General features: G+C 70.2%; 11 protein-coding genes. 7 read left to right on the top strand and 4 right to left on the bottom strand.

All coding sequences use genetic code 11. The features are described from left to right. Position 1 precedes the first annotated feature (1 nt). The 6 genes from QWJ38_RS20385 to QWJ38_RS20360 all read left to right on the top strand — a co-directional run bounded on the left by QWJ38_RS20385 (position 2) and on the right by QWJ38_RS20360 (position 12107). Positions 2-817 (top strand): ABC transporter ATP-binding protein, encoded by an 816-nt coding sequence (locus tag QWJ38_RS20385; protein WP_290360952.1) that lies wholly within the window; start codon positions 2-4, stop codon positions 815-817. Between the two features lie 32 nt (positions 818-849). Then, complete coding sequence (gene nirB, locus QWJ38_RS20380; protein WP_290360951.1) at positions 850-3306, top strand: nitrite reductase large subunit NirB; 2457 nt, start codon at positions 850-852, stop codon at positions 3304-3306. Between the two features lie 13 nt (positions 3307-3319). Then, positions 3320-3703: a nitrite reductase small subunit NirD gene (nirD, locus tag QWJ38_RS20375; RefSeq protein WP_290360950.1), complete on the top strand. Its 384-nt coding sequence runs from the start codon at positions 3320-3322 to the stop codon at positions 3701-3703. A gap of 10 nt (positions 3704-3713) precedes the next feature. After that, positions 3714-6476: a nitrate reductase gene (locus tag QWJ38_RS20370; protein ID WP_290360949.1), complete on the top strand. Its 2763-nt coding sequence runs from the start codon at positions 3714-3716 to the stop codon at positions 6474-6476. Continuing rightward, positions 6473-7246: a uroporphyrinogen-III C-methyltransferase gene (gene cobA / locus QWJ38_RS20365; protein WP_290360948.1), complete on the top strand. Its 774-nt coding sequence runs from the start codon at positions 6473-6475 to the stop codon at positions 7244-7246. Before QWJ38_RS20370 ends, cobA begins: the two co-directional genes overlap by 4 nt. A 70-nt stretch (positions 7247-7316) precedes the next feature. Continuing rightward, on the top strand, positions 7317-12107 hold the full coding sequence (locus QWJ38_RS20360) for an NAD-glutamate dehydrogenase (RefSeq protein ID WP_290360947.1): 4791 nt from the start codon (positions 7317-7319) through the stop codon (positions 12105-12107). A 29-nt stretch (positions 12108-12136) separates the two neighbouring features. Here QWJ38_RS20360 and QWJ38_RS20355 read toward each other — a convergent pair whose 3' ends face one another. Beyond that, positions 12137-13699, bottom strand: a complete 1563-nt coding sequence (locus QWJ38_RS20355) for a methyl-accepting chemotaxis protein (protein WP_290360946.1) — start codon at positions 13697-13699, stop codon at positions 12137-12139. Positions 13700-13775: 76 nt separating this feature from the next. Next, positions 13776-15527 (bottom strand): methyl-accepting chemotaxis protein, encoded by a 1752-nt coding sequence (locus QWJ38_RS20350; protein ID WP_290360945.1) that lies wholly within the window; start codon positions 15525-15527, stop codon positions 13776-13778. 187 nt (positions 15528-15714) lie between these two features. Here QWJ38_RS20350 and QWJ38_RS20345 point away from each other — a divergent pair, with 187 nt between their 5' ends. Beyond that, positions 15715-16482 carry a type III pantothenate kinase gene (locus QWJ38_RS20345; RefSeq protein WP_290360944.1) on the top strand — a complete coding sequence of 256 codons (768 nt, stop codon included), beginning with the start codon at positions 15715-15717 and terminating at the stop codon, positions 16480-16482. Between the two features lie 7 nt (positions 16483-16489). Here the strand turns inward: QWJ38_RS20345 and QWJ38_RS20340 are convergent, their stop codons facing one another. Then, the gene (locus tag QWJ38_RS20340; RefSeq protein WP_290360943.1) at positions 16490-16978 is read right to left on the bottom strand and encodes a hypothetical protein; all 489 of its coding nucleotides are present in this window, start codon (positions 16976-16978) and stop codon (positions 16490-16492) included. A gap of 14 nt (positions 16979-16992) precedes the next feature. Then, positions 16993-22395, bottom strand: a complete 5403-nt coding sequence (locus QWJ38_RS20335; protein WP_290360942.1) for an alpha/beta fold hydrolase — start codon at positions 22393-22395, stop codon at positions 16993-16995. Between the last annotated feature and the right edge of the window lie 6 nt (positions 22396-22401).

Genomic DNA, 22401 nt, shown 5'->3' with positions numbered 1-22401 from the left:
CATGAACGCGAGCAGCAACAAACCCTTCATCGAAGTGCAGGGCGCCGAGATGGTGTTCAACACCCGAAAGGGCTCCTTCCACGCCTTGCGCGACATCGATCTGCAGGTGCGCCAGGGCGAGTTCATGACCTTGATCGGCCATTCGGGCTGCGGCAAGAGCACGCTCTTGAATCTGATCGCCGGCCTGATCCGGCCGACGCGCGGCGTGCTGCTGTGCGAGAACCGCGAGATCACCGAGCCCGGTCCCGAGCGCGCCGTCGTGTTCCAGAACCATTCGCTGCTGCCCTGGCTCAGCAGCTTCGAGAACGTCTACCTCGGCGTCGAGTCGGTGTTCGGCAGGCATGAGATGAAGCGCAAGCTGGCCGAGCGCACCGACGCGGCGCTGGCCCTGGTCGGCATGAGCCACGCGATGTTCAAACGCCCGCACGAGATCTCGGGCGGCATGAAGCAGCGCGTCGGCATTGCCCGTGCGCTGGCGATGGAGCCCAAGGTGCTGCTGATGGACGAACCCTTCGGCGCGCTCGATGCGCTGACGCGCGCCAGGCTGCAGGACGAGCTGCTGAAGATCGTCGCGCGCACGCACAGCACCGTCGTCATGGTCACCCACGATGTCGACGAGGCGGTGCTGTTGTCCGATCGCATCGTGATGATGACCAACGGGCCGGCCGCGACTATCGGCGAGATCCTCGAGGTCGACATCCCGCGCCCGCGCGACCGCGTCGAGCTGGCCGAGGACCCGGCCTACGTCCACGCGCGCAAGGCGGTGATCGATTTCCTCTACACGCGCCACAGCCACGTCGAGAAACAGGCGGCCTGAGGCGGCGCGTCCTTGCCCGGAGATTGCAGATCATGAAGAAGATGAAGCTGGTGATGGTGGGCAACGGCATGGCCGGCGTGCGCACGCTGGAGGAACTGCTGAAGATCGCTCCGGACCTGTACGACATCACCGTATTCGGCGCCGAGCCGCACCCGAACTACAACCGCATCCTGCTCTCGCCGGTGCTGGCCGGCGAGCAGACGCTGGACGAGATCGTCTTGAACCCGCTCGACTGGTATGCGGACAACGGCATCACCCTGCACCTGGGCAAGCAGGTCACGCAGATCGACCGCCTGCGCCGCAAGGTGATCGCCGCCGACGGCACCGAGGCCGAGTACGACCGTCTGCTGATCGCCACCGGTTCCAGCCCCTTCATCCTGCCGGTGCCCGGCAAGGAGCTCGACGGCGTGATCGCCTACCGCGACATCGCCGATACCAATGCAATGATCGAGGCCGCGACGAAGTACCGCCATGCGGTCGTCATCGGCGGAGGACTCCTGGGCCTGGAGGCGGCCAACGGCCTGATGCTGCGCGGCATGCAGGTGACCGTTGTCCATATCGCCGGCTGGCTGATGGAGCGCCAGCTGGACGACCAGGCCGGCGACCTGCTGCGCAAGTCATTGGAACAGCGCGGCCTGCGCTTCCTGCTGGGCGCGCAGACGCAGGCCTTGATCGCTCGCAAGGACGGCCGCGAGGATGGGGACGACACGCCTAGCCGGCGTGTCGGGGCCGTGCAGTTCAAGGACGGCACGGAGATCCCGGCCGATCTGGTCGTGATGGCCGCCGGCATCCGCCCGAACACGGCGCTGGCCGAATCGGCCGGCCTCCACTGCAAGCGCGGCATCGTCGTCAGCGACACCTTGCAGACGGTCACCGACCCGCGCATCTACGCGGTCGGCGAATGCGCGGCGCATCGCGGCATCGCCTACGGCCTGGTCGCGCCGCTGTTCGAGCAGGGCAAGGTCTGCGCGACGCATCTGGCCGAGTTCGGCATCGGCCGTTACGTCGGCTCGCAGACCAGCACCAAGCTGAAGGTGACCGGCATCGACCTGTTCTCGGCCGGCAACTTCATGGGTGGCGAGGGCACGGAAGAGATCGTGATGAGCGACCCCTTCGCCGGCGTCTACAAGAAGCTGGTGATCAAGGACGACCGGCTGATCGGCGCCTGTCTCTACGGGGACACGGTCGACGGCAGCTGGTACTTCAAGCTCTTGCGCGACGGCCGCAAGATCGCCGACATCCGCGACAAGCTGATGTTCGGCGAGAGCAATATCGGCGACGTCGGCCACCAGGGCCATAACAAGGCCGCGGCCATGGCCGACAGCGACGAGGTCTGCGGCTGCAACGGCGTCTCCAAGGGCAAGATCTGCAAGACGATCAAGGACAAGGGCCTGTTCACCCTGGAGGAGGTGCGCAAGCACACCAAGGCCAGCGCGTCCTGCGGTTCCTGCACCGGCCTGGTCGAGCAGCTGATCATGTTCACGGCCGGCGGCGACTACTCGGCCGCGCCGAAGAAGAAGGCGATCTGCGCCTGCACCGACCTGAGCCACCAGGAGGTGCGCGACGCGATCTTCAAGGAGCACATCACCAGCCTGGACCAGCTCTACAAGCTGCTGGCCTGGAAGACGCCCAATGGCTGCGCGAGCTGCCGGCCGGCGCTGAACTACTACCTGATCTCGTCCTGGCCCAAGGAGGCGCAGGACGATCCGCAAAGCCGCTTCATCAACGAGCGCAGCCACGCGAACATCCAGAAGGACGGCACTTATTCTGTCGTCCCGCGCATGTGGGGTGGGGAGACAACGGCCGACGAATTGCGGCGCATCGCCGACGCGGTCGACAAATACAAGATCCCGACCGTCAAGGTCACTGGCGGCCAGCGCATCGACCTCTTGGGCGTCAAGAAGGAGGACCTGGTCCATGTCTGGAAGGACATCGGCATGCCCTCGGGCCATGCCTATGCCAAGGCCTTGCGCACGGTGAAGACCTGCGTCGGCAGCGAATGGTGCCGGATGGGCACGCAGGACTCGACTCGGATGGGCAAGGACCTCGAGCGGGCGATGTGGCGCATGTATGCGCCGCACAAGGTCAAGTTCGCCGTCAGCGGCTGCCCGCGCAACTGCGCCGAGGCAGGTATCAAGGACGTTGGCATCATCGGCGTCGACTCGGGCTGGGAGATGTATGTGGCCGGCAATGGCGGCATCAAGACCGAGGTCGCGCATTTCCTGACCAAGCTGAAGACGGCCGAGGAGGTGCTCGAGTACACCGGCGCCTTCATGCAGCTCTACCGCAAGGAGGGCTGGTACCTGGAGCGCACGGTGCACTACGTCTCGCGCGTGGGCCTGGACCACGTCAAGGCCAAGATCCTCGACGACCCCGAGGGCCGCAAGCAGCTCTGGGCCGAGCTGCAGTTCGCGCTCGACGGCGAACCCGATCCCTGGTTCGAGTTCGACAAGGCCAAGGTCGATCTGCGCCAGTTCGAGGCGGTCTGAGGAGCTAAGCGCCATGACGAATGAATGGAAAAGCATCTGCGCGGTGGCCGACATCCCGGTGCTCGGCTCGCGCCGCGTGCAGCGCGCGAAGGGCCCGCAGGTCGCCCTGTTCCGCACCGCCGACGATCAGGTCTTCGCCCTGCTGGACCGCTGCCCGCACCGGGCCGGCCCCCTGAGCCAGGGCATCGTCTTCGGCAAGGCGGTCGCCTGCCCGCTGCACAACTGGACCATCGGCCTGGACACCGGCTGCGCGCGCGAGCCCGACGAAGGCTCGACGCCGACCTTCACGGTGCGCGTCGAGGCGGGCCAGGTCTTGCTGAACCAGCAGGAGCTGGACACGATCGCGATCGATCTGCAGCCGGTCAAGGCCGGGCCCTGCACCCGCGCGCATTGCTGAGATCGCCGTGATGGCAGAGACCCGCTCGACCTGCCCCTACTGCGGCGTCGGCTGTGGCGTCATCATCGAAAGCGAGGGCGAGCAGATCACCGGCGTGCGCGGCGATCCGGCGCATCCGGCCAATTTCGGCAAGCTGTGCAGCAAGGGCTCGACCCTGCACCTGACGGCGACGCCCCTCGTTCTGCAGACGCGCCGGCTGCTGCAGCCGATGCTGCGCGAGGGGCGCGGCGCGCAGCCGCAGGCGATCGCTTGGGAGCGGGCCAACGAGATCGCCGCCGAGCGCCTGCTGGCGATCCGCGCTCAGCACGGCCCCGATGCGATCGGCTTCTACATCTCCGGCCAGCTGCTGACCGAGGACTACCACGCCTTCAACAAGCTGGCGCGGGCCGTGATCGGCACCAACAATATCGACAGCAACTCGCGGCTGTGCATGAGCTCGGCCGTCGTCGGCTACAAGCAGACGCTGGGCGCCGATGCGCCGCCGGCCTGCTACGAGGACCTGGACCACGCCGACTGCGTCTTCATCACCGGCGCCAATCCGGCCTGGGCGCATCCGATCCTGTTCCGTCGGCTCGAGGCCGCCAAGGCGGCCCGACCGGCGATGAAGATCATCGTCGTCGATCCGCGCCGCACCGAAAGCGCCGAGTTCGCCGATCTGCATCTGCAGATCCTGCCGGGCACCGATGTCGCACTGTGTCAGGGCCTGCTCCACGCGATGATCTGGGATGGCTGGGTCGATGCCGCCTACATCGCCGCGCACACCCAAGGCTTCGAGGCGCTGAAGGCGCTGGTGCGCGGCATGACGCCGCGCGAGGCGGCGCGGATCTGCGGCATCGAGGAGAAGGACCTGCTGCAGGCGGCCGAGTGGTTCGCGCGCTCGCCGGCGAGCTTGTCGCTGTACTGCCAAGGCCTGAACCAGAGCAGCAGTGGCACGGCCAAGAACACGGCGCTGATCAATCTGCATCTCGCGACCGGCCAGATCGGCCGGCCCGGCGCCGGCCCGCTGTCGCTGACCGGCCAGCCGAATGCGATGGGCGGGCGCGAGAGCGGCGGCATGGCGACGCTGCTGCCCGGCCACCGCGATCCGGGCAGCGCCGAGCACCGCGACGAGATCGCGCGGCTCTGGGGCTGCGACGCGCTGCCGACTGCGCCGGGCAAGACGGCCGTCGAGCTGTTCGAGGCGGCCGCGCGCGGCGAGATCAAGGCCTTGTGGATAGTCTGCACCAACCCGGCGCAGTCGCTGCCCGAGCAGGCCCTGGTGCGGCGCGCGCTGGAGGCCTGCGAGTTCGTCGTGCTGCAGGAGGCCTTTGCCGACACGGCCACGGCGGCTTATGCCGATCTGCTGCTGCCGGCCGCAAGCTGGGGCGAGAAAGAGGGCACGGTGACGAACAGCGAGCGCCGCATCAGCCGCGTCCGCGCCGCCGTGCCGCCGCCGGGCAGCGCGAGAGCCGACTGGCGCATCGTCCGCGATATCGCGCAGCGGCTGGAGGCGCGGCTGCGGCCGGGCCGGCCCGGCCTGTTCGACATCGATTCGGCTGAGCAGCTGTGGCTGGAGCACCGCGCCGCCACCGTCGGCCGCGACCTGGACATCGGCGGGCTCAGCTACGCGCTGCTGGACATGAAGGGGCCGCAGCAATGGCCGTATCCGGCCGGTGGCGCGCCACGCGCGCGGCTCTACGAGAACGGCCTGTTCGCGACGCCGAACGGCCGTGCCCGCTTTATCGCCAAGCCGTATCAGGCACCGCTGGACAAGCTCGATGCCCGCCACCCGCTGAGCCTGACGACCGGCCGCCTGCGCGACCAGTGGCATGGCATGAGCCGCAGCGGCACGGTCGCGCGCCTGTTCGGTCACGAGGGCGCGCCGGCGCTCTCGCTGCACCCGGCCGATCTGCCGCGCCGCGGCCTGGTTGAGGGCGATCTGGCCCGCATCCGCTCGGCCCATGGCGAGCTGGTGCTGACGGTGCGCGCCGATGCCGGCGTCGCGCCTGCCCAGGCCTATCTGCCCATGCATTGGGGCTCCGAGTTCATCGGCGGCTTCGGCATCAATGCGCTGACCCAACGCGGCTTCTGCCCCGACTCGAAGCAGCCGGAGCTGAAGTTCGCCGCCATCGATGTGCAGCGCCTGGACCTGCCCTGGCGCCTCAGCGCGGCCGCCTGGGTGACCGGCGGCGAAGGGGCGGCGATGCGCGAGCGGCTGCGCGCGCTGTTCGGCGAGTTCGGCTATGCGCATTGCGTGCCGGTGGCGGGCCCCGAGGGTCGCGAGGGCTGGCGCTTCGAGGCCGCCTGCGCCGAGCCGCCCGGCGCTGCGTTGGTCGAGCGCCTGGCCGAGGCCTTGGGCCTGCAGGGGCCAGGTCTTTTGCGCTATGCGGACAGCCGGCGCGGCCGCAGCCGCCTGCTGCGCCTGGAGGGCGAGGGCGCCGCGGCGCGCCTGCGCGCGCTGCTGCTGGTCGGCAATACCGAGGACGGCGCGGCGGCCGCCTGGCTGCTGCCGCTCTGGCGCGAGGTCGAGCCGGTCGCCCCCTATGGCCGGCAGCTGCTGGCGCCGGAGCCGCTGCAGGGCGGTGCCCGGCAGCCGGCGCGCAGCCCGCAGGTCTGCAACTGCTTCGATGTGTCCGAGGCCCGCATCCGCACACAGCTGCAATCGTGCAGCGGCACGCCGGTGCAGCGCCTGGCCGGCCTGCAATCGGCCTTGCGCTGCGGCACGCAATGCGGCTCCTGCCTGCCGGCGCTGCGCCGGCTGGTCGCCGAAACCGTTGAGGAGCTCACGCCATGACGATGACGAACCACATCCATCCGGTCAGCCTGGTCGGCGCCGGTCCCGGTGATCCGGAGCTGCTGACCCTGGGCGCGCTGCGCCGCCTGCAGCAGGCCGACGTGATCCTGGCCGACGAGCTGGCCGATGCGCGCGTGCTGGCCCTGGCCAATCCGGCCGCGCGCGTGCTCAATGTCGGCAAGCGCGGCGGCCGGCCCTCGACGAACCAGCGCTTCATCCACGAGCTGATGATCCGCGAGGCGCGCAGCGGTGCCCGGGTCGTGCGGCTGAAGGGCGGCGACCCCTTCGTCTTCGGACGCGGCGGCGAGGAGGCCGACGCGCTGCGCGAGGCCGGCATCCCGGTCGAGGTCGTCAACGGCATCACCTCGGGCCTGGCCGGGCCGGCCAGCATCGGCATCCCGGTCACCGACCGCCGCTGCACGCCCGGCGTCGCGCTGGTCACCGGGCATAACGGCGACGCTGGCATCGCACCCGACTGGGCGGCGCTGGTGCGCAGCCGGCTGACCCTGGTCGTCTACATGGGCGTGGCCCGCTGCGAGACCATCGTCGCCGCGCTGCGCGAGGCGGGCATGCGCGCCGACATGCCGGCCGCCGTCGTTGCCGCCGCGCACACGCCGCGGCAGCGCCAGGCGATCGGCTGCCTGGCCGAGCTGCCGGCAACGATCGCCCGCGAGGGCCTGGCCAGCCCGGCCATCCTGGTCATCGGCGAGGTCGTCGCGCTGGCGGCCGGCACCGAGAGCCTGCTGGAACGGCTGCGCGTCGGCGGCTGAGGGCGGCGCCCTTGCGGCGCGCCCCCAAATAGAGCACGATCGTCCGCCTGTGCGAGCCGAGGAGACGAGCGTGCCGAACGAACAGCAAAGCCTGCGCGACGAGCGCCTGGACGAGGTCTTCAAGCTGCTGCGCGCCAAGCTGCCGGCGCAGCAGGGCGAGACCCTGGCAGAATTCGTGCGCATCTATTTCGGCCAGGTCGATCCCGAGGAGCTGGCCGAGCGCCAGGTCGCCGATCTCTATGGCGCGGCGCTGTCGCACTGGAGCTTCGCCGCGCGGCGGGAGCCGGGTCATGCCAAGGTGCGGGTGTTCAACCCGACCATCGGCGAGCATGGCTGGCAGTCGACCCACACCATCATCGAGATCGTCAACGACGACATGCCCTTCCTGGTCGACTCGGTGACGATGGAGGTCAACCGCAACGGCCTGACCCTGCATCTGATCATCCACCCGCTGGTGCCGGTCGAGCGCGGCGCCGACGGCGCGCTGCAGGGCCTGGGCGGCGAGCGGCGCGAATCGTTCATCCATGTGGAGGTGGACCGGATGACCGATGCGGCGCGGCTGGAGGCGCTGGCCGCCGACGTCGCGCGCGTGCTCGGCGATGTGCGGGCGGCGGTGGCCGACTGGCAGGCGATGCGCCAGCGCCTGCTCGACGTGGTCGATGCACAGTCCGGCGCCGGCCTGCCGCTGGCCGCGGCCGAGCTGGCCGAGGCTCAGGCCTTTCTGCGCTGGCTGGCCGACGACCATTTCACCTTCCTGGGCTGCCGCCGCCACGAGTTGAGCCGCGGCCCCGATGGCGAGGACCAGCTGCGGGTCGTGCCCGACTCGGCGCTGGGCATTCTGCGCGAGCGCAGCGCGCAGGAGGCGGTGGCCTCCTTCGCCGCGCTGCCGGCCGAGGTGCGTGCGCAGGCGCGCCGGCCCGAGCTGCTGGTCCTTACCAAGTCGACCGCGCGCTCCACAGTGCACCGGCCCGGCTACCTGGACTACATCGCCGTCAAGCGCTTCGCCGCCGACGGCAGTGTCAGCGGCGAGGACCGCTTCCTGGGCCTGTTCACCTCGACCGCCTACAGCGCCAATCCGGCCGAGATCCCGCTCTTGCGGCGCAAGGTCGCCGACGTCGTCGCGCGCGCCGGCCTGGCGCCGGGCAGCCATGCCGGCAAGGCGATGATCAACATCCTGGAGACCTTTCCGCGCGACGAGCTGTTCCAGATCGGCAACGACGAGCTGCTGGCCACCGCCACCGGCATCCTGCACCTGGGCGACCGCCAGCGCTTTCGCCTGTTCGTGCGCCGCGATCCCTTCGAGCGCTTCCTGTCCTGCCTGATCTATGCGCCGCGCGAGCATTACACGACCGAGCTGCGCCAGCGCTGGCAGGAACTGCTGGTGCAGGCCTTCCAGGGCAGCGGCTCGGAGTTCAACGTCCATCTGTCCGAATCGGTGCTGGCGCGCATCCAGATCACCGTGCGCACGCAGCCGGGGCGCATCCCGCGCTTCGAGGTGCGCGAGCTGGAGCAGCGCCTGGTCGCCGCCGCGCGGCGCTGGGACGACGATCTGCAGGCCGCCCTGGTCGAGGCCTTCGGCGAGGCGCGCGGCATGCAGCTGCTGCACCAGTTCGGCGAGGCCTTTCCGGCCGGCTACCGCGAAGAGTTCGCCGCCCGCGCGGCCGTGCCCGACGTCGAGCTGATGACGCGGCTGGGCGACGGCCAGGCGCCGGGCATGAGCCTGTACCGGCCGCTGGAGGCGCCGGCCGGCAGCCTGCGCTTCAAGCTGGTGCGCCAGGGCGAGCCGCTGATCCTGTCCAGCAGCCTGCCCATGCTGGAGCACATGGGCATGAAGGTGCTGGACGAGCACCCGTACCGGATCACGCCGCGCGGCGCGGCGCCGATCTGGATTCACGACTTCGGCCTGGTCAGCAATGTCGGCGCGGCCGAGCTGGAGGTCGACGCGCTGCACCAGGTCTTCGAGGATGCCTTCGGCGCCGTGCTGTCCGGCGCGGTCGAGAACGACGACTTCAACCGCCTGGTGGTCGCCGCGCGGCTGCCGGCCGAGCAGATCGTCGTGCTGCGCGCCTATGCCAAGTACATGCGGCAGATCGGCTTCGCGCTGTCGCAGAGCTTCATCGAGCAGACCCTGGTCGCCCATGCGGCCATCGCGCGGCGGCTTCTGCGCCTGTTCGAGCTGCGCTTCGATCCGCAGGCTGGCGACGCGGCGGCGGCGCAGGCGGAGGCGGCGGCGATCGAGGCGGCGCTGGACGATGTCGCCAATCTGTCCGAGGACCGCGTCTTGCGGCAATACCTGGCCCTGATGCTGGCGACGACGCGGACCAACTTCTGGCGCCGGCGCTCCTATCTCTCCTTCAAGTTCGATTCATCGAAGGTGCCGGGCCTGCCGGCGCCCAAGCCCATGTTCGAGATCTTCGTCTACTCGCCGCGCTTCGAGGGCGTGCACCTGCGCGGCGGCCGGGTCGCGCGCGGCGGCCTGCGCTGGTCGGACCGGCCGGAGGATTTCCGCACCGAGGTGCTGGGCCTGGTGAAGGCGCAGATGGTCAAGAACACCGTCATCGTGCCGGTCGGCTCCAAGGGCGGCTTCGTCCTGAAGAAGGCGCCCCCGGCCAGCGACCGGGAGGCCTTCATGAGGGAGGGCGTGGCCTGCTACCAGGACTATCTGCGCGGGCTGCTGGACCTGACCGACAACCGCGTCGGCGACGCCATCGTGCCGCCGCCCGATGTGCGCCGCCACGACGGCGACGATCCCTATCTGGTCGTTGCCGCCGACAAGGGAACGGCGACCTTCTCGGACTACGCCAACGGCATCAGCAAGGAATACGGCTTCTGGCTCGGCGATGCCTTCGCCTCCGGCGGCTCGGTCGGCTACGACCACAAGGCCATGGGCATCACCGCGCGCGGCGCCTGGGAATCGGTCAAGCGCCATTTCCGCGAGATGGGCCGCAACACGCAGCAGAGCCCCTTCACCGTGGCCGGCATCGGCGATATGTCGGGCGATGTGTTCGGCAACGGCATGCTGCTGTCGCGCCATATCCTGCTGGTCGCGGCCTTCGACCACCGACACATCTTCCTGGATCCGACGCCGGACGCGGAGCGCTCCTTTGTCGAGCGCGAGCGCCTGTTCGCGCTGCCGCGCTCGTCCTGGGCCGACTACGACCAGACGCTGATCTCGGCCGGTGGTGGCGTCCATCCGCGCAGCGCCAAATCGATCGCGATCACGGCCGAGGTGCAGCGGGTGCTGGGCATCACGGCCGCCGCGCTGACGCCGACCGAACTGGTCAACGCGATCCTGAAGGCGCCGGTCGACCTGATCTACAACGGCGGCATCGGCACCTATGTGAAGGCGGCGCGCGAGACCCATGCGCAGGTGGGCGACCGGGCCAACGACACCCTGCGCGTCAACGGCGGCGAGCTGCGCTGCAAGGTCTTCGCCGAGGGCGGCAACCTGGGCTGCACGCAGCTGGGCCGGATCGAATATGCGCTGGCCGGCGGCCGCATCAACACCGATGCGATCGACAACTCGGCCGGCGTCGACACCTCGGACCACGAGGTCAATATCAAGATTCTGCTGGGCCTGGCCAGCGGCGACGGCGAGCTGACCGAGAAGCAGCGCAACACCCTGCTGCCCGAGATGACCGACGAGGTCGCCGCCCTGGTGCTGCGCGACAACATCTTCCAGACCCAGGTGCTGTCGGTGACCGGCCGCATCGCGCCGATGCTGATGGACGCGCAGACGCGCTTCATGCAGTTCCTGGAGAAGAGCGGCCGGCTCGATCGCGCGATCGAGTTCCTGCCCAGCGACGAGGAGATCGCCGAGCGGCGTGGCAAGAGCCAGGGCCTGACGAACCCCGAGCGCGCGGTGCTGCTGGCCTATTGCAAGATCTGGCTCTACGACGAGTTGCTGGACTCGACCCTGCCCGACGATCCCTGGGTGTCGACGGCGCTGCAGCGCTATTTCCCCAGCCTGCTGCAGCAGCGCTTCGCCGGCTATATGCCGCGCCATCCGCTGCGGCGCGAGATCATCGCCACCCATGTGACGAACAGCATGATCAACCGCGTCGGCAGCACCTTCGTGCACCGGCTGCAGGAGACGACCGGCGCGCGGCCCTTCGAGGTCGTGCGCGCCTATCTCTTGAGCCGCGAGATCTTCGGCATGGTGAGCCTCTGGCAGGGCATCGAGGCGCTGGACAACCAGGTCGCCGACGAGCTGCAGTCGCAGATGCTGATCGACACCAGCCGCCAGCTCGAACGTGGCACCAAATGGTTCCTGCGCTCGCGCCGGCTGATCGACGATATGGGCGAGACGATCGAGCACTTCACCTCGAACGTCGAGAAGCTCGGCGCGCGCCTGCCGCAATTGCTCGATGCCGACGAGCGCGCGCGGGTCGACGCGGCGGCCGCGCACTACATTGCCGGCGGGGTGCCGGCCGCGCTGGCCGAGCGGGTGGTCACCTTCGGCACCCTGTACGCGACCCTGGACATCGCCGAGATCGCCGGCAGCGCGCGCTGGCCGGTCGAACTGGTCGCGGCGATCTACTTCGACCTGGCCAACAAGCTGGGCATGCCCTGGCTGCGCGACAAGATCAATGCGCTGCCCGGCGACCAGCATTGGCAGATGCTGGCCAAGGGCGCGATGCTGGACGACCTCTGGGGCCTGCAGCGCGCGATCGCCAGCGCGGTGCTAGCCGGCAGCGGCGGCGATGGCGAATCGCCGGAGGCCCTGGTCGACGCCTGGCAGGCCAGCAACGGCCGCACGATCGAGCGCGCGGCGCAGCTGCTCGGCGAGCTGCGCGCGGTGCCGGCGCCGGATGCGGCCATGCTGTCGGTGGCGCTGCGCGAGCTGCGGGGGCTGGCCTAGCAGCGGCCCGCCCAGGGCGGCCGCCGGCCTCAGCCGAGCTGGAAGCGGCTCATCAGACCCGACAGCTTGACCGCCTGCTCTTTCAGCGATTGCGCGGCCGCGGCCGATTGCTCGACCAGGGCGGCGTTCTGCTGCGTCATCTGGTCCAGCTGGTTGACCGCGCCGTTGACGCGGCCGATGCCGATGCTCTGCTCGCTGGCCGAGGCGCTGATCTCGCCGATCGTGTCGGCGACGCGCTGCACCGAGGCGACGATCTCGCCCATGGTCTCGCCGGCGTTGTTGACCAGCGCGGTGCCGGCCTCCACCCGCTCGACGCTGGCGACGATCAGGTTCTTGATCTCCTTGGCCGCCTCGGCCGAGCGGCCGGCCAGCGAGCGCACCTCGCTGGCGACGACGGCAAAGCCGCGGCCCTGCTCGCCGGCGCGCGCGGCTTCGACCGCGGCGTTCAGCGCCAGGATATTGGTCTGGAAGGCGATGCCGTCGATGGTCGCGATGATGTCCGCGATCTTCTTGCTGGACTCGTTGATGTCGCCCATGGTCGTGACGACCCGCGAGACCACCTCGCCGCCGCGGCCGGCCGCCTCGGCGGCGCTGCCGGCCAGGGTCTTGGCCGTGCCCGCGGCCTCGGCGCTGTGGCCGACGGTGACGGTCAGCTCGCTCATCGAGCTGGCGGTCTGCTGAAGGTTGGAGGCCGTCTGCTCGGTGCGGCTGGACAGGTCCAGATTGCCGCTGGCGACCTCGCTGCTGGCGACCTGGATGCTCTCGGCCGACTCGCGCACCTGGCCGACGATCCCGGCCAGCGAAGCCTGCATGCTGGCCAGCGAGCGCATCATGGCCGCCGCCTCGTCCCGCTCCGCGCCATGGCCTCGCACCTGCGGCGCAGCGCGCAGATCGCCGGCGGCGATGCGCTCGGCGAACTGGGTCGCGTCGGCGACCGGCGCGACGATCGAGGCCGACACGCGCCAGGCCAGCAGCAGGCCGGCCGCGCAGCAGGCGGCGAAAGCCAGCAGCAGCACGACGAAGATGGTGTTGACGAGGCCGTTGACCTGGTCGAACACCGCCTCGCTGGTCTTGGCCAGGGTGGCCTCCAGGCCTTGCAGCATCGTGATGGCCGGCTCGTAGGCGGCGTCGGCCGACTTCATGTCGGCAAAGGCCTCCTGCGCATCGGCATAGCCGTTGTCCAGCAGCTTGGTAGCGACCGGTGCCACCGCCTTGCGGTAGCTGGCGATATGGGCGCGGAAGGCGTCCAGATCGGCTTTCTGCTTGTCGCTCTTGCTGAGCGTGCCGAACTGCTCCATTGCCCGGTCCAGCTCCTGCTGGGCCTTGTCCCAGGCGGCCTTGGCCCGCTTCATGTCCTCGTTGTTGAAGATCGAGGCGACCAGGGTCGAGGTGGCGGCGCGGCTCTCGATCAGCCGCGTGCGGCCGGCCGTCGTGATGTTGTTGGCCGGGATCAGCTCATGGGTGATGCCATGCAGCGCCTTTTGCGCGATGTTCAGGCCGAAGCCGCCGATGCCGGCCAGCACGGCGCTCATCAGCAGCATCAGGCCGAAACCCAGCAGCAGCCGGGGGCGGATATTCAGTTGGCGCAGCATGCGGCGCTCCCTCTCTTGAAACGATGAAAGCCTTCCGGCCGCGGAGCCGGAAGGTCGGGTGGTGGCGGGGCCAGAATCAGAACGTCTCCCAGTCCCCATCCGCGCTGGCCGGCACGGCCGCCAACGCCGGCTTGGCGGGGAGGGCGGGCTTCGCTGCCGCCACCGGCTTTGCCAGCGGCCGGGCCGGTGCCGGCTTGGCTGCGGCCTGGACCGCCGGCTTGGTCGAGGCGGGGGGGGAGGGCGGCCTCGATGTCGCCGCGACGACCGGCGTGACCGAGCCGACGGCCGCCCCCTGCAGCTTGAAGCCGCTGACCAGATGGGCCAGCTTGCCGGCCTGCTCGCGCAGCGACTCGGCCGCGGCGGCGCTCTGCTCGACCAGGGCGGCGTTCTGCTGGGTCATCTGGTCCAGCTGGCCGACGGCGCCGTTGACCGAGACGATGCCCTCGCTCTGCTCGACCGTGCTGGCGCGGATCTCGCCGATGATGTCGCCGACCTTGCCGACGCTGGCGACGATTTCGTCCATCGTGCTGCCGGCGTCCTGCACCAGGCGGGCGCCGACCTCGACCTTGTCGACGCTGCTGCCGATCAGGCCCTTGATCTCCTTGGCCGCCTCGGCCGAGCGCTGCGCCAGCGAGCGCACCTCGCCGGCGACGACCGCGAAGCCGCGGCCCTGCTCGCCGGCGCGCGCCGCCTCGACCGCGGCGTTCAGCGCCAGGATATTGGTCTGGAAGGCAATGCCGTCGATGACGCCGATGATGTCGTTGATCTTCTTCGAGCTGGCGTTGATCTCGTCCATGGTCGCGACGACCTGGCCGACGACCTCGCCGCCGCGCTGCGCGACCTGGGTCGCGCTGTCGGCCAGCTGCTTGGCGGTGGCGGCGCTGTCGGCGCTCTGCTTGACGGTGCCGGTCAGCTGCGTCATCGAGCTGGCCGTCTGCTGCAGATTGGAGGCGGTCTGCTCGGTGCGCTGCGACAGGTCCTGGTTGCCGGTGGCGATCTCGGCGCTGGCGGTCTGGATGCTGTCGGCGCTATGGCGGACCTCGCCGACGACGCGGTTCAGCGCGTCCTGCATCGCAGCCAGCGAGCGCTGCACGGTGCCGATCTCGTCGCCGCGGCCGGTGTCGATGCGGCCGCTGAGGTCGCCGCCGCCGATGCGGTCCGCCTGGCGCGCCAGCTCGGCCAGCGGCTGGCTGATCGAGCGGACCAGGAAGAAGGTGGCCGCGCTCAGGCCGGCGACGATCAGCACCATCAGCCCGCCGGCCAGCCAGACCGTGCGCATGCGCTCGGCGCCGGCCGCCACGCGCAGCTCGTCCGAATGCTGCTGCTGCAGCTTGACGAAGTCCTGCTGCGCGTCCAGATAGACGGCCACCGCCGGCTGCATCCTGGCCTTCAGCGCGGCCGCCGCGCCGGCCTGGTCGCCGCCGCTCTTCATCTTGACGATCTCGCCGCGCTGCGCGATATAGGCCGCGCGCGTTTGCGCGATCTTGGCCATCGCCGCTTTCTCGGCCTCGCTGGTGGCCAGTGCCTCCAGTTCCTTCTGCAGCTCGGAGATTCTGGCCGAGGTCGCGTCGATCTCGGGCTTGAAGGTCTCGCCCACGCCGGCATCGGCGCTCAGGATGCTGGCGACGGTGCGGGTCGCGTTGGTCTCGGTCAGGCCGCGCCAGCGCAAAGAGAGCTCGAACTTGCGCTGTTGCTCCTGCTGTTCGACGGTGGCCTTGGCCTGCAGCGCCTGCGTGCGCGTGGCCGAGGCGGTCGTCATCAGCACGACGACCACCGCCAGCGCAATGACCGGCAGCCACAGCTTGGTGGATATGGACAGTGATTTCATGGGCCTTGTACCGCTCGTTTCCCCGGCGCGTGCAGCTTGTTGCTCAGAGGCGTTTTGCGCTTGCTTGGCACCGGAGCAAAGGCTCCTCCATCTGCGATATCGGCCGCCCGCGCCGCAACTTGAGGCCCTGCGCGCGGCGCCGGAACTGGTAGGCTGGCGGCGTTGACGACAAGCGCCGCCTCCCACCATGAGCTTTCTGGCCATCGATATCGGTAATACCCGCCTGAAATGGGCGCTGTATGCATCGCCCCAGCCGGGGGCGGTACTGCTGGCCCATGGCGCGGTGTTTCTGGAAAACATCGAGCAGCTCGGCGAGGGCGATTGGCAGCGCCTGCCGGTGCCGCACAGCGTGCTGGGCTGCAATGTGGCCGGCGACGCGGTGCGTCGCCGCGTCGAGGAGCAGCTGGAGCTGTGGGATGTGACGCCGCGCTGGATCGTCTCCAGCGCCCAGGGCGGCGGCATCAGCAATGGCTACGACCACCCGGGCCGGCTCGGCACCGACCGTTTCGTCGCCTTGGTCGGTGCGCGCTCACATAGCCTCCGGCGCGGGCCGGCGCGTGCCTGCCTGGTCGTGATGGTGGGTACCGCGGTGACCGTCGACGCGCTCGAGGCGGACGGCCATTTCATCGGCGGCCTGATCCTGCCCGGCCACGGCATCATGCTGCGCGCGCTGGAGGGCGGCACGGCCGGTCTGCGCGTGCCGACGGGCGAGGTGCGCGAATTCCCGACCAACACCTCGGACGCGCTGACCAGCGGCGGCAACTACGCGATCACCGGCGCGATCGAGCGCATGCACCGCCACCTGAAGCAACGCGCCGGCCACGAGCCCTTGACCCTGATGACCGGCGGCGCCGGCTGGAAGGTCTCGCCGGCGCTGGACATCGAGCATGAGCTGATCGACAGCCTGATCTTCGACGGCATCCTGACCCTGCAGTCGCACCATCTGGCGCTGTAGGCGGGACTCAGGCCCAGGGGTTGGGCGTGAATTTGCCGCTCAGCAGCACACCGGACTTGGCCGAGACCAGGCCAAAGGCCGCCTTCAGCTTGCCCTTGCCGACCATGGTGATCTGGCCGCTTGCCGTGTCCAGCGGCAGCCCCTTCAGCGTCTTGTTCTTGTCGGGGCCGGCCGGCACGAGGAAGCTGGCCGCGGTGTCGAAACTCAGGTCCAGGCTCGCGTGCACGCCTTCCTGGGTGACGATGCTGAAGACGACCTTCACCGCCGCCGTTTTGGCCGTGCGGCTGGACTGGCCCTCGGCCCGGCTCTTCAGCGTCACCGCCAGCTCGCTGACATTGTTGGCGTCGGTGGGCGCGTGGCCGCTGAAGTCGCTGGGCTCTATGGTCCAGCGGCCCTGGGCGTCGAAGCTGGCCTCGAAGCTGATCTCGTTGACATAGGGACCGAAGTTGCCGTTGCGGTCCGTGTAGGTCGTCGTCTTGCCGGTGAAGGTGGGCATGGCGGGGCTCCTGGTCAAAAATGGAATTCGCAGTCGCTGTTGCTGCTGCCATCGGCCGAGCGCAGGCTCACCGTCAGCAGGCCGGCCTGGGCATCGGCGCGCAGCAGGGCATAGCCGTTGGCCGCGGACATCGCATGCAGCCTGACGCTGCCCACGCAGGGCGTGCCGGGCGGGCCGAGGTCGACGGGCGGGCCGCCGAGGACCAGTTCGTCGGGCCGCTGGTTCGCGAAGGGCCAGGGCGCGTACAGCGCCGAGGACACGATGCCGATCACGCGGCCGCTGCCCAGCGGCTCGAACTCGAACTCGCACACCGAGGACAGATGGCTGTCGCCGCTGAGCAGCACGACGCGCTCGATCGCGTTGGCGTGGATGAAGTTCAGCAGCGTGGCGGTCCAGCAGGGAAAGCCGCTGCCGGTGTCGCTGTGCAGGCGCTCGGCCACCCGGTCCTTGTTGAAGCGCTCGGGCGGCAGCAGCGGCGAGGGCGAGAGGATGAACTTGATGCTTTGCGCCGGCGCGCTTTTCAGGCCGGCCAGCAGGGCCGCCATCACGTCCGCCCGCAGCAGGCTGGCGCGGCCGACGGTGGCGGCACTGCGCGCCTCGCGGTGGATGCGGGTGTCCAGCACAAAGACCGGATGGCCGGCCGGATGGAAGACATAGCTCTGCGAACCCTCGCCGCCCAGCCTTGTGCGCTCGCCATAGGGGCCCAGCGCGCGCTGGAAATGCCCGAAGGCCTGCAGCGCCGCACCGACGTCCACCTGCGGCAATTCGGGCGCGCCGGCCAGGCCCGGCCAGTCATTGCCGACCTCATGATCGTCCAGCATCGCGAAGCTGGGCAGCCGCGCCGTCGTGCGGCGCATCGCCGGCAGGCCGTAGCTCAGCTCGTAGGAGCGGGCGATCATCGCGCTGTCCTTGGGCAGCAGGGCCGAGGGCGAGCTGGCGCCGCTGAACACGCCGCCGCCGGCGTCGATATAGACCTGGTCGCCGGCCAGCAGCAGCAGCTGGGGCCCATCGGCGCGCTGGGCGTCCTCGGCGAGCCGCGCGTAGGAGGCGCCGGCGAGCTGCTCGTCGATCAGGGTCGGCGGGTACTGGCAGCTGGCGAGCGCGAAGCTCAGCGGCGCCGAAGTGTCGGCGCCACCGCGGTCGGCCGCGGCGGCAACGCGGGCCGTCAGCGTGAACACGCTGCGCTGCGCCTCGGCGCTCATGTCCTGACGGTCCCCCAGCAGCGTCAGGCGCAGCGCGGCGATCGTGCCCGCGTCGGCGGCGCTGCTGTGGGCCAGCCAGGCCGCGGGCTCGGCCTCGGCCAGCGTCGGCGCCTGGTCGGCATGCAGGGTCAGCAGGGCATGGTTGGCGGGCCGGCCCTCGGCATCGAGCAGCTGCAGCGTCAGCACCTGGCCATAGTCGCCGGGCCAGGGCAGCAGGCGGGCCTGCTCCAACTGGGGCGCGCCCTCGAGCACCGGCACGACCGCCACCGCATAGCAGCGCGGCGCCTGCGGTGCCGGATGGACCAGCAGCTGGAACTGCAGCCAGCGCTGCCCCTGCACCTCCAGCGGCCGCAGCCAGCCCAGCATCGGGCCCAGCGCCGGCAGCTGCGCCAGCGGTGGCAGGGGCTTGAGCGCGCGGCCCGGGCGCGGCAGCTTGGGGTCGTCGAGAAAGTCGCGCAAGCTCGGGTAGATGTCCCGGCGGATGTCCTTGCCGAAGATGCAGTCCAGGTGGCCATAGCGCTCGAACACGGCCAGCTGCGTGGCGCCTTCGCCATACAGGCGCCGGCCGGCCTGCGAGCGGTCGGCCGCGGTGGAGACCGGCTCGCCGCGGATCTTCTGCAGCAGCTGCAGGCTGTTGAGGCTGCCCTGCCAGTCGAACACCCGGTTGCGCTGGCCATGGATGAACAGCACCGGGAAGCCGAAGCCCTCGGCCAGATTCGCTTCATGGACGAAGCGGTTGCGGCCCTCGCTGTCGGTCAGCAGCTGGTAGCGGGTGAACTGGATCGCCTGCAGGAGGATGGGCACCTTGACCCAGCCGAACAGCGCGTCCAGGCAGGCCAAGGTCGAATCGGCCACATTGGGCAGCTCGAACAGCTGGCCGAAGATGCCGTCCGCGCGGTGGCGGATGCGCAGGAAGTCCGATTCGCTGACCGGCGAGTTGCGCTGTCGCATCGCTTCGCTGTCCTCGCCGCTCTCGTTGTCCGGATAGGGAAAGAGGGCCAGCATCGCGTCGGCCAGGTCGAGCCGGGACGGCCGCGGCGTGATGCGCTGCCAGACCGGGCGGCCATCGGTGCCGAGCGTGGCCTGGTAGTCGGGGCAGGCATCGAGCTCGTCGATCTCGAACATCTGCTCCAGCGCGCCGACGACAAAGGCGCGGAAGCGGTTGTAGGGACTCAGCCGTGGCAGCGGACCGGTCTGCGACAGCACGGCGGCACGGATCTTCGGCGCCAGCCGCAGATCGTTCAAGGTCGCCATGCAGAACATCAGCCCGCCCATGCAGTGCGCGAACACGTCGAGCCGCGGCTGGCCGCTGCGGGCCAGCACGCAGTCGATCGCCGCCGGAATCTCGACCTGGGCGATGCGATGCGTCGACCAGTGCTGCGGCTCCAGCTTCTGGCGTCCCCATTCGTTGCCGATGCTGCTGCTGAGGTCGAGGATCCAGACATCGCGCCGGTCTTCGTGAAGGCAGCTCAGCAGGCTGTGCGGAATGCTCGGATGGCTGAAGATGCTGCCGGAGACGCCCAGGCCATGGATCAGCAGCAGCGGCGCGCCGCAAGGGGCGGCGATCTTGTAATGCGTCAGCCGCGCACCGCGGCCGTCGAGCTCGATCACCTCAGGCTCGGCGCCGGCAACCGGCCCCGGGTAGCGCTCGTCCAGGTGCTGGGCCTGGCCCTCGCCGGGCGGATCGCCGAGGTCGGCAATCGTCTTGATCCAGGACATCAGCAGGCGCCGCAGCACGAAGACCCCGCTGCTGCCGAGGTCGACCAGCGCATCGACGAGATTGGAGGCCCGCAGCAGCGACAGCAGGGGCTCGCGCTGTGCGGCCAGGAAGGCCAGGTCTATCGTCAGCCGGCCGATCGGCTGGCGCTCATGGCGCAGCGTCAGCTCGCTGAGCTGGCGCAAGGGGTTGGGGGCGACGAAGGGCTGGTCCTCGTCGTCGGGTTCGGGCGGCAGGCCCAGCAGCTTGATGCCCTCCAGGCGGTCGTTGATCCGCAGCGGGCCGCCCCGGTCCACGCCGATGCCCTGCACGCTCAGCCGGTAGACCAGGGTGCTCATCCGCTCCTTGCAGCCGGCCGGGCCGGGGGCGAAGAACAGCATCTGGCCGCCCAGCTCGGCGCTGCAGACCAGGGTGTCGGCGCTGGGGGCGATGCTGAACTCGTCATCGTCGGGCCCTGCCTCGTGCAGCGTCAGCGTGCCGCGGCGCAGCTTCAGCACGCCATCGGGCTGCTGCAGCGCGCGGTGCAGGCCCGGAATCGTCTCGAACTCGATCTCCAGGCCGGCCCAGAAATGGGTCCGGCCCGCGTCGAAGCTGACCCGGCCCTGCAGGCGCTCGCTGAGCTGCCAGTCGGCCCGTGGCGGCGGGATGCGCCGCGGCGCCGCGCGCGGCCGGTCCGGCAGGTCGGCCTCGATCGATGCTTGCGCGAGGCCCCAGTGCTCGCGCAGCTGCGGCGCCGCGTGCTCGGCCAGCGCGGTGATCGTGAAGGCCGGATTGATGCCCAGCGCGGTGGGAACGATGGAGCCGTCGAGCACGGCCAGGCCCTCGTGGACATCGCCGGTCGGATCGAAGACTCGGCCGCAGCGATCGACGACGCCGCTGCCGGCGTCGTCGCCCATGCGGCAGCCGCCCAGCGGATGGACGGTGACCGAGACATTGACGAGGTTGCGCCGGCCGATATTGAAGCCGGTCGTCGACACGGCCGTGCCGCCGCCTCCGCCGACCTGATCGAGCCGCTGCTGCAGCCAGCCGCGCAGGCGCTCGGGCAGCTCCGCCGCAATCGGTTCGGCCCAGTCGATCCGCAGCCCGGCCTCGACGGCCGCCCGTCGTCCGGGTGGCGCCGGCAGGCGCAGGGTGCCGGCCGCGGCATCGGGGCCGACGAAGGCATACAGGCTCATGCGGTCGATGTCGGCCTCGGTGAGCGCCGCGGCGACCGGATCGTCGCTGTCGCCCATCGTCTCGTCGCGGCGTTCCGGCGACTGCAGCAGGCGCGCAAGCAGGAACACGATCTCGCCGAACAGCGGCCGCAGCGCACCGGGCACGGACAGGTCTTCGAGCACATAGCCGGGCGCGGCCTCGTCCGGCAGATTGACGATGCCGAGGATGGTCGGGCCGGCGTCGCGTTCCTCGGCCGGATCGGTCTGCGGATCGGCGGCGGCGCGGATCCGCTCGCCGTTGCCATAGGCCGCGGCAATGCGGTCGCCATTGCAGGAGAAAGCGCTGCCGAGCCGGGCGGACAGCGGCAGGCCGCGCTCGCGCGAGCGCAGCAGGATCTCGGTCGAGCCCAGGGTGCCGGCGGCTAGCACGACGCGCCGGGCCCGCAGCTTGAAAGCATGGCCATCGGCCGGACGCAGGCGCGTGTCGGTGTAATGCCAGTGCACGATCCAGCCGCCGGGGCACTTCTCCAGGTATTCGACGGCGCCGCCGCAGAACAGCCGCGCGCCTGCCTGGCGGGCCTGGCGCAGATAGTTGAGGTCCAGCGAGAGCTTGGCGCCCTGGTTGCAGCCGGTCATGCAGTCGCCGCAGAGCGTGCAGGGCGGCAGCTCGTCGGTCTTGGAGCCGGGCTCGAAGTGCACGGTCAGCGGCAGCCGGGCGGCGCGCGGCGGCGGCGCTTCGTTCGCGGCCGCGCCGGCCCGGCCGGCGAGCGTTTCGCGCGGCCCGAGCCGGGCCATATGGTCCAGCTTGGGCACGCTGCGGCCCTCGGGCAGCATGCGCGGGTTCAGCATGGTTTTCGCGGCGCGGAAGGCCTCGCGCAGGCTGGCCAGTCGCAGGCCCTCGGGCCAGCCCTGGCGGAACACCGTCGCCGGCGGCATCCGCATCACGCCCGCATTGATCAGCGAGCCGCCGCCGAGCCCGTTGGCCAGCAGGGCCGACACATCGGCGCCGATGCGCAGGTCGAACAGGCCCAGATCCATGCCGTGCGGGGCGCCGCCATCCTGCAGGCTGAAGCGCACCTGGCCGGGCAGCTCGGCCCATTGCGAGGGGAAGCTGCCGGGCAGATGCTCGCTGCCGCGCTCGAGCAGCCAGACCTTGCAGCAGCGCTCCCGCTTCGGCTCGTAGCTGCCGGCCAGCCGGGCTGCGGCGACGGCCCCGCCATAGCCGCTGCCGACGATCAGGATGTCGCAGTCGAACTCGCCATCCTGTTTGGCGCCGCCGGTTTCCAGCTCGGCCGCCAATTGCTCGGCGCCTTCCGATAACCATGTGTTGGCCGTTGTTTGCATGGTCGC

The sequence above is a fragment of the Roseateles violae genome, assembly GCF_030410485.1.
GTDB lineage: Bacteria > Pseudomonadota > Gammaproteobacteria > Burkholderiales > Burkholderiaceae_C > Roseateles_D > Roseateles_D violae.
Note: the sequence above shows the minus strand (reverse complement) of the source record. Positions and strands in the feature narration are given on the sequence as shown.

Coding starts and splice junctions, on each gene's coding strand:
- QWJ38_RS20335 (WP_290360942.1), bottom strand. CDS start 22,395: ATGCAAACAACGGCCAACACATGGTTATCGGAAGGCGCCGAGCAATTG.
- QWJ38_RS20385 (WP_290360952.1), top strand. CDS start 2: ATGAACGCGAGCAGCAACAAACCCTTCATCGAAGTGCAGGGCGCCGAG.
- QWJ38_RS20340 (WP_290360943.1), bottom strand. CDS start 16,978: ATGCCCACCTTCACCGGCAAGACGACGACCTACACGGACCGCAACGGC.
- QWJ38_RS20345 (WP_290360944.1), top strand. CDS start 15,715: ATGAGCTTTCTGGCCATCGATATCGGTAATACCCGCCTGAAATGGGCG.
- cobA (WP_290360948.1), top strand. CDS start 6,473: ATGACGATGACGAACCACATCCATCCGGTCAGCCTGGTCGGCGCCGGT.
- nirD (WP_290360950.1), top strand. CDS start 3,320: ATGACGAATGAATGGAAAAGCATCTGCGCGGTGGCCGACATCCCGGTG.
- QWJ38_RS20355 (WP_290360946.1), bottom strand. CDS start 13,699: ATGCTGCGCCAACTGAATATCCGCCCCCGGCTGCTGCTGGGTTTCGGC.
- QWJ38_RS20350 (WP_290360945.1), bottom strand. CDS start 15,527: ATGAAATCACTGTCCATATCCACCAAGCTGTGGCTGCCGGTCATTGCG.
- QWJ38_RS20370 (WP_290360949.1), top strand. CDS start 3,714: ATGGCAGAGACCCGCTCGACCTGCCCCTACTGCGGCGTCGGCTGTGGC.
- nirB (WP_290360951.1), top strand. CDS start 850: ATGAAGAAGATGAAGCTGGTGATGGTGGGCAACGGCATGGCCGGCGTG.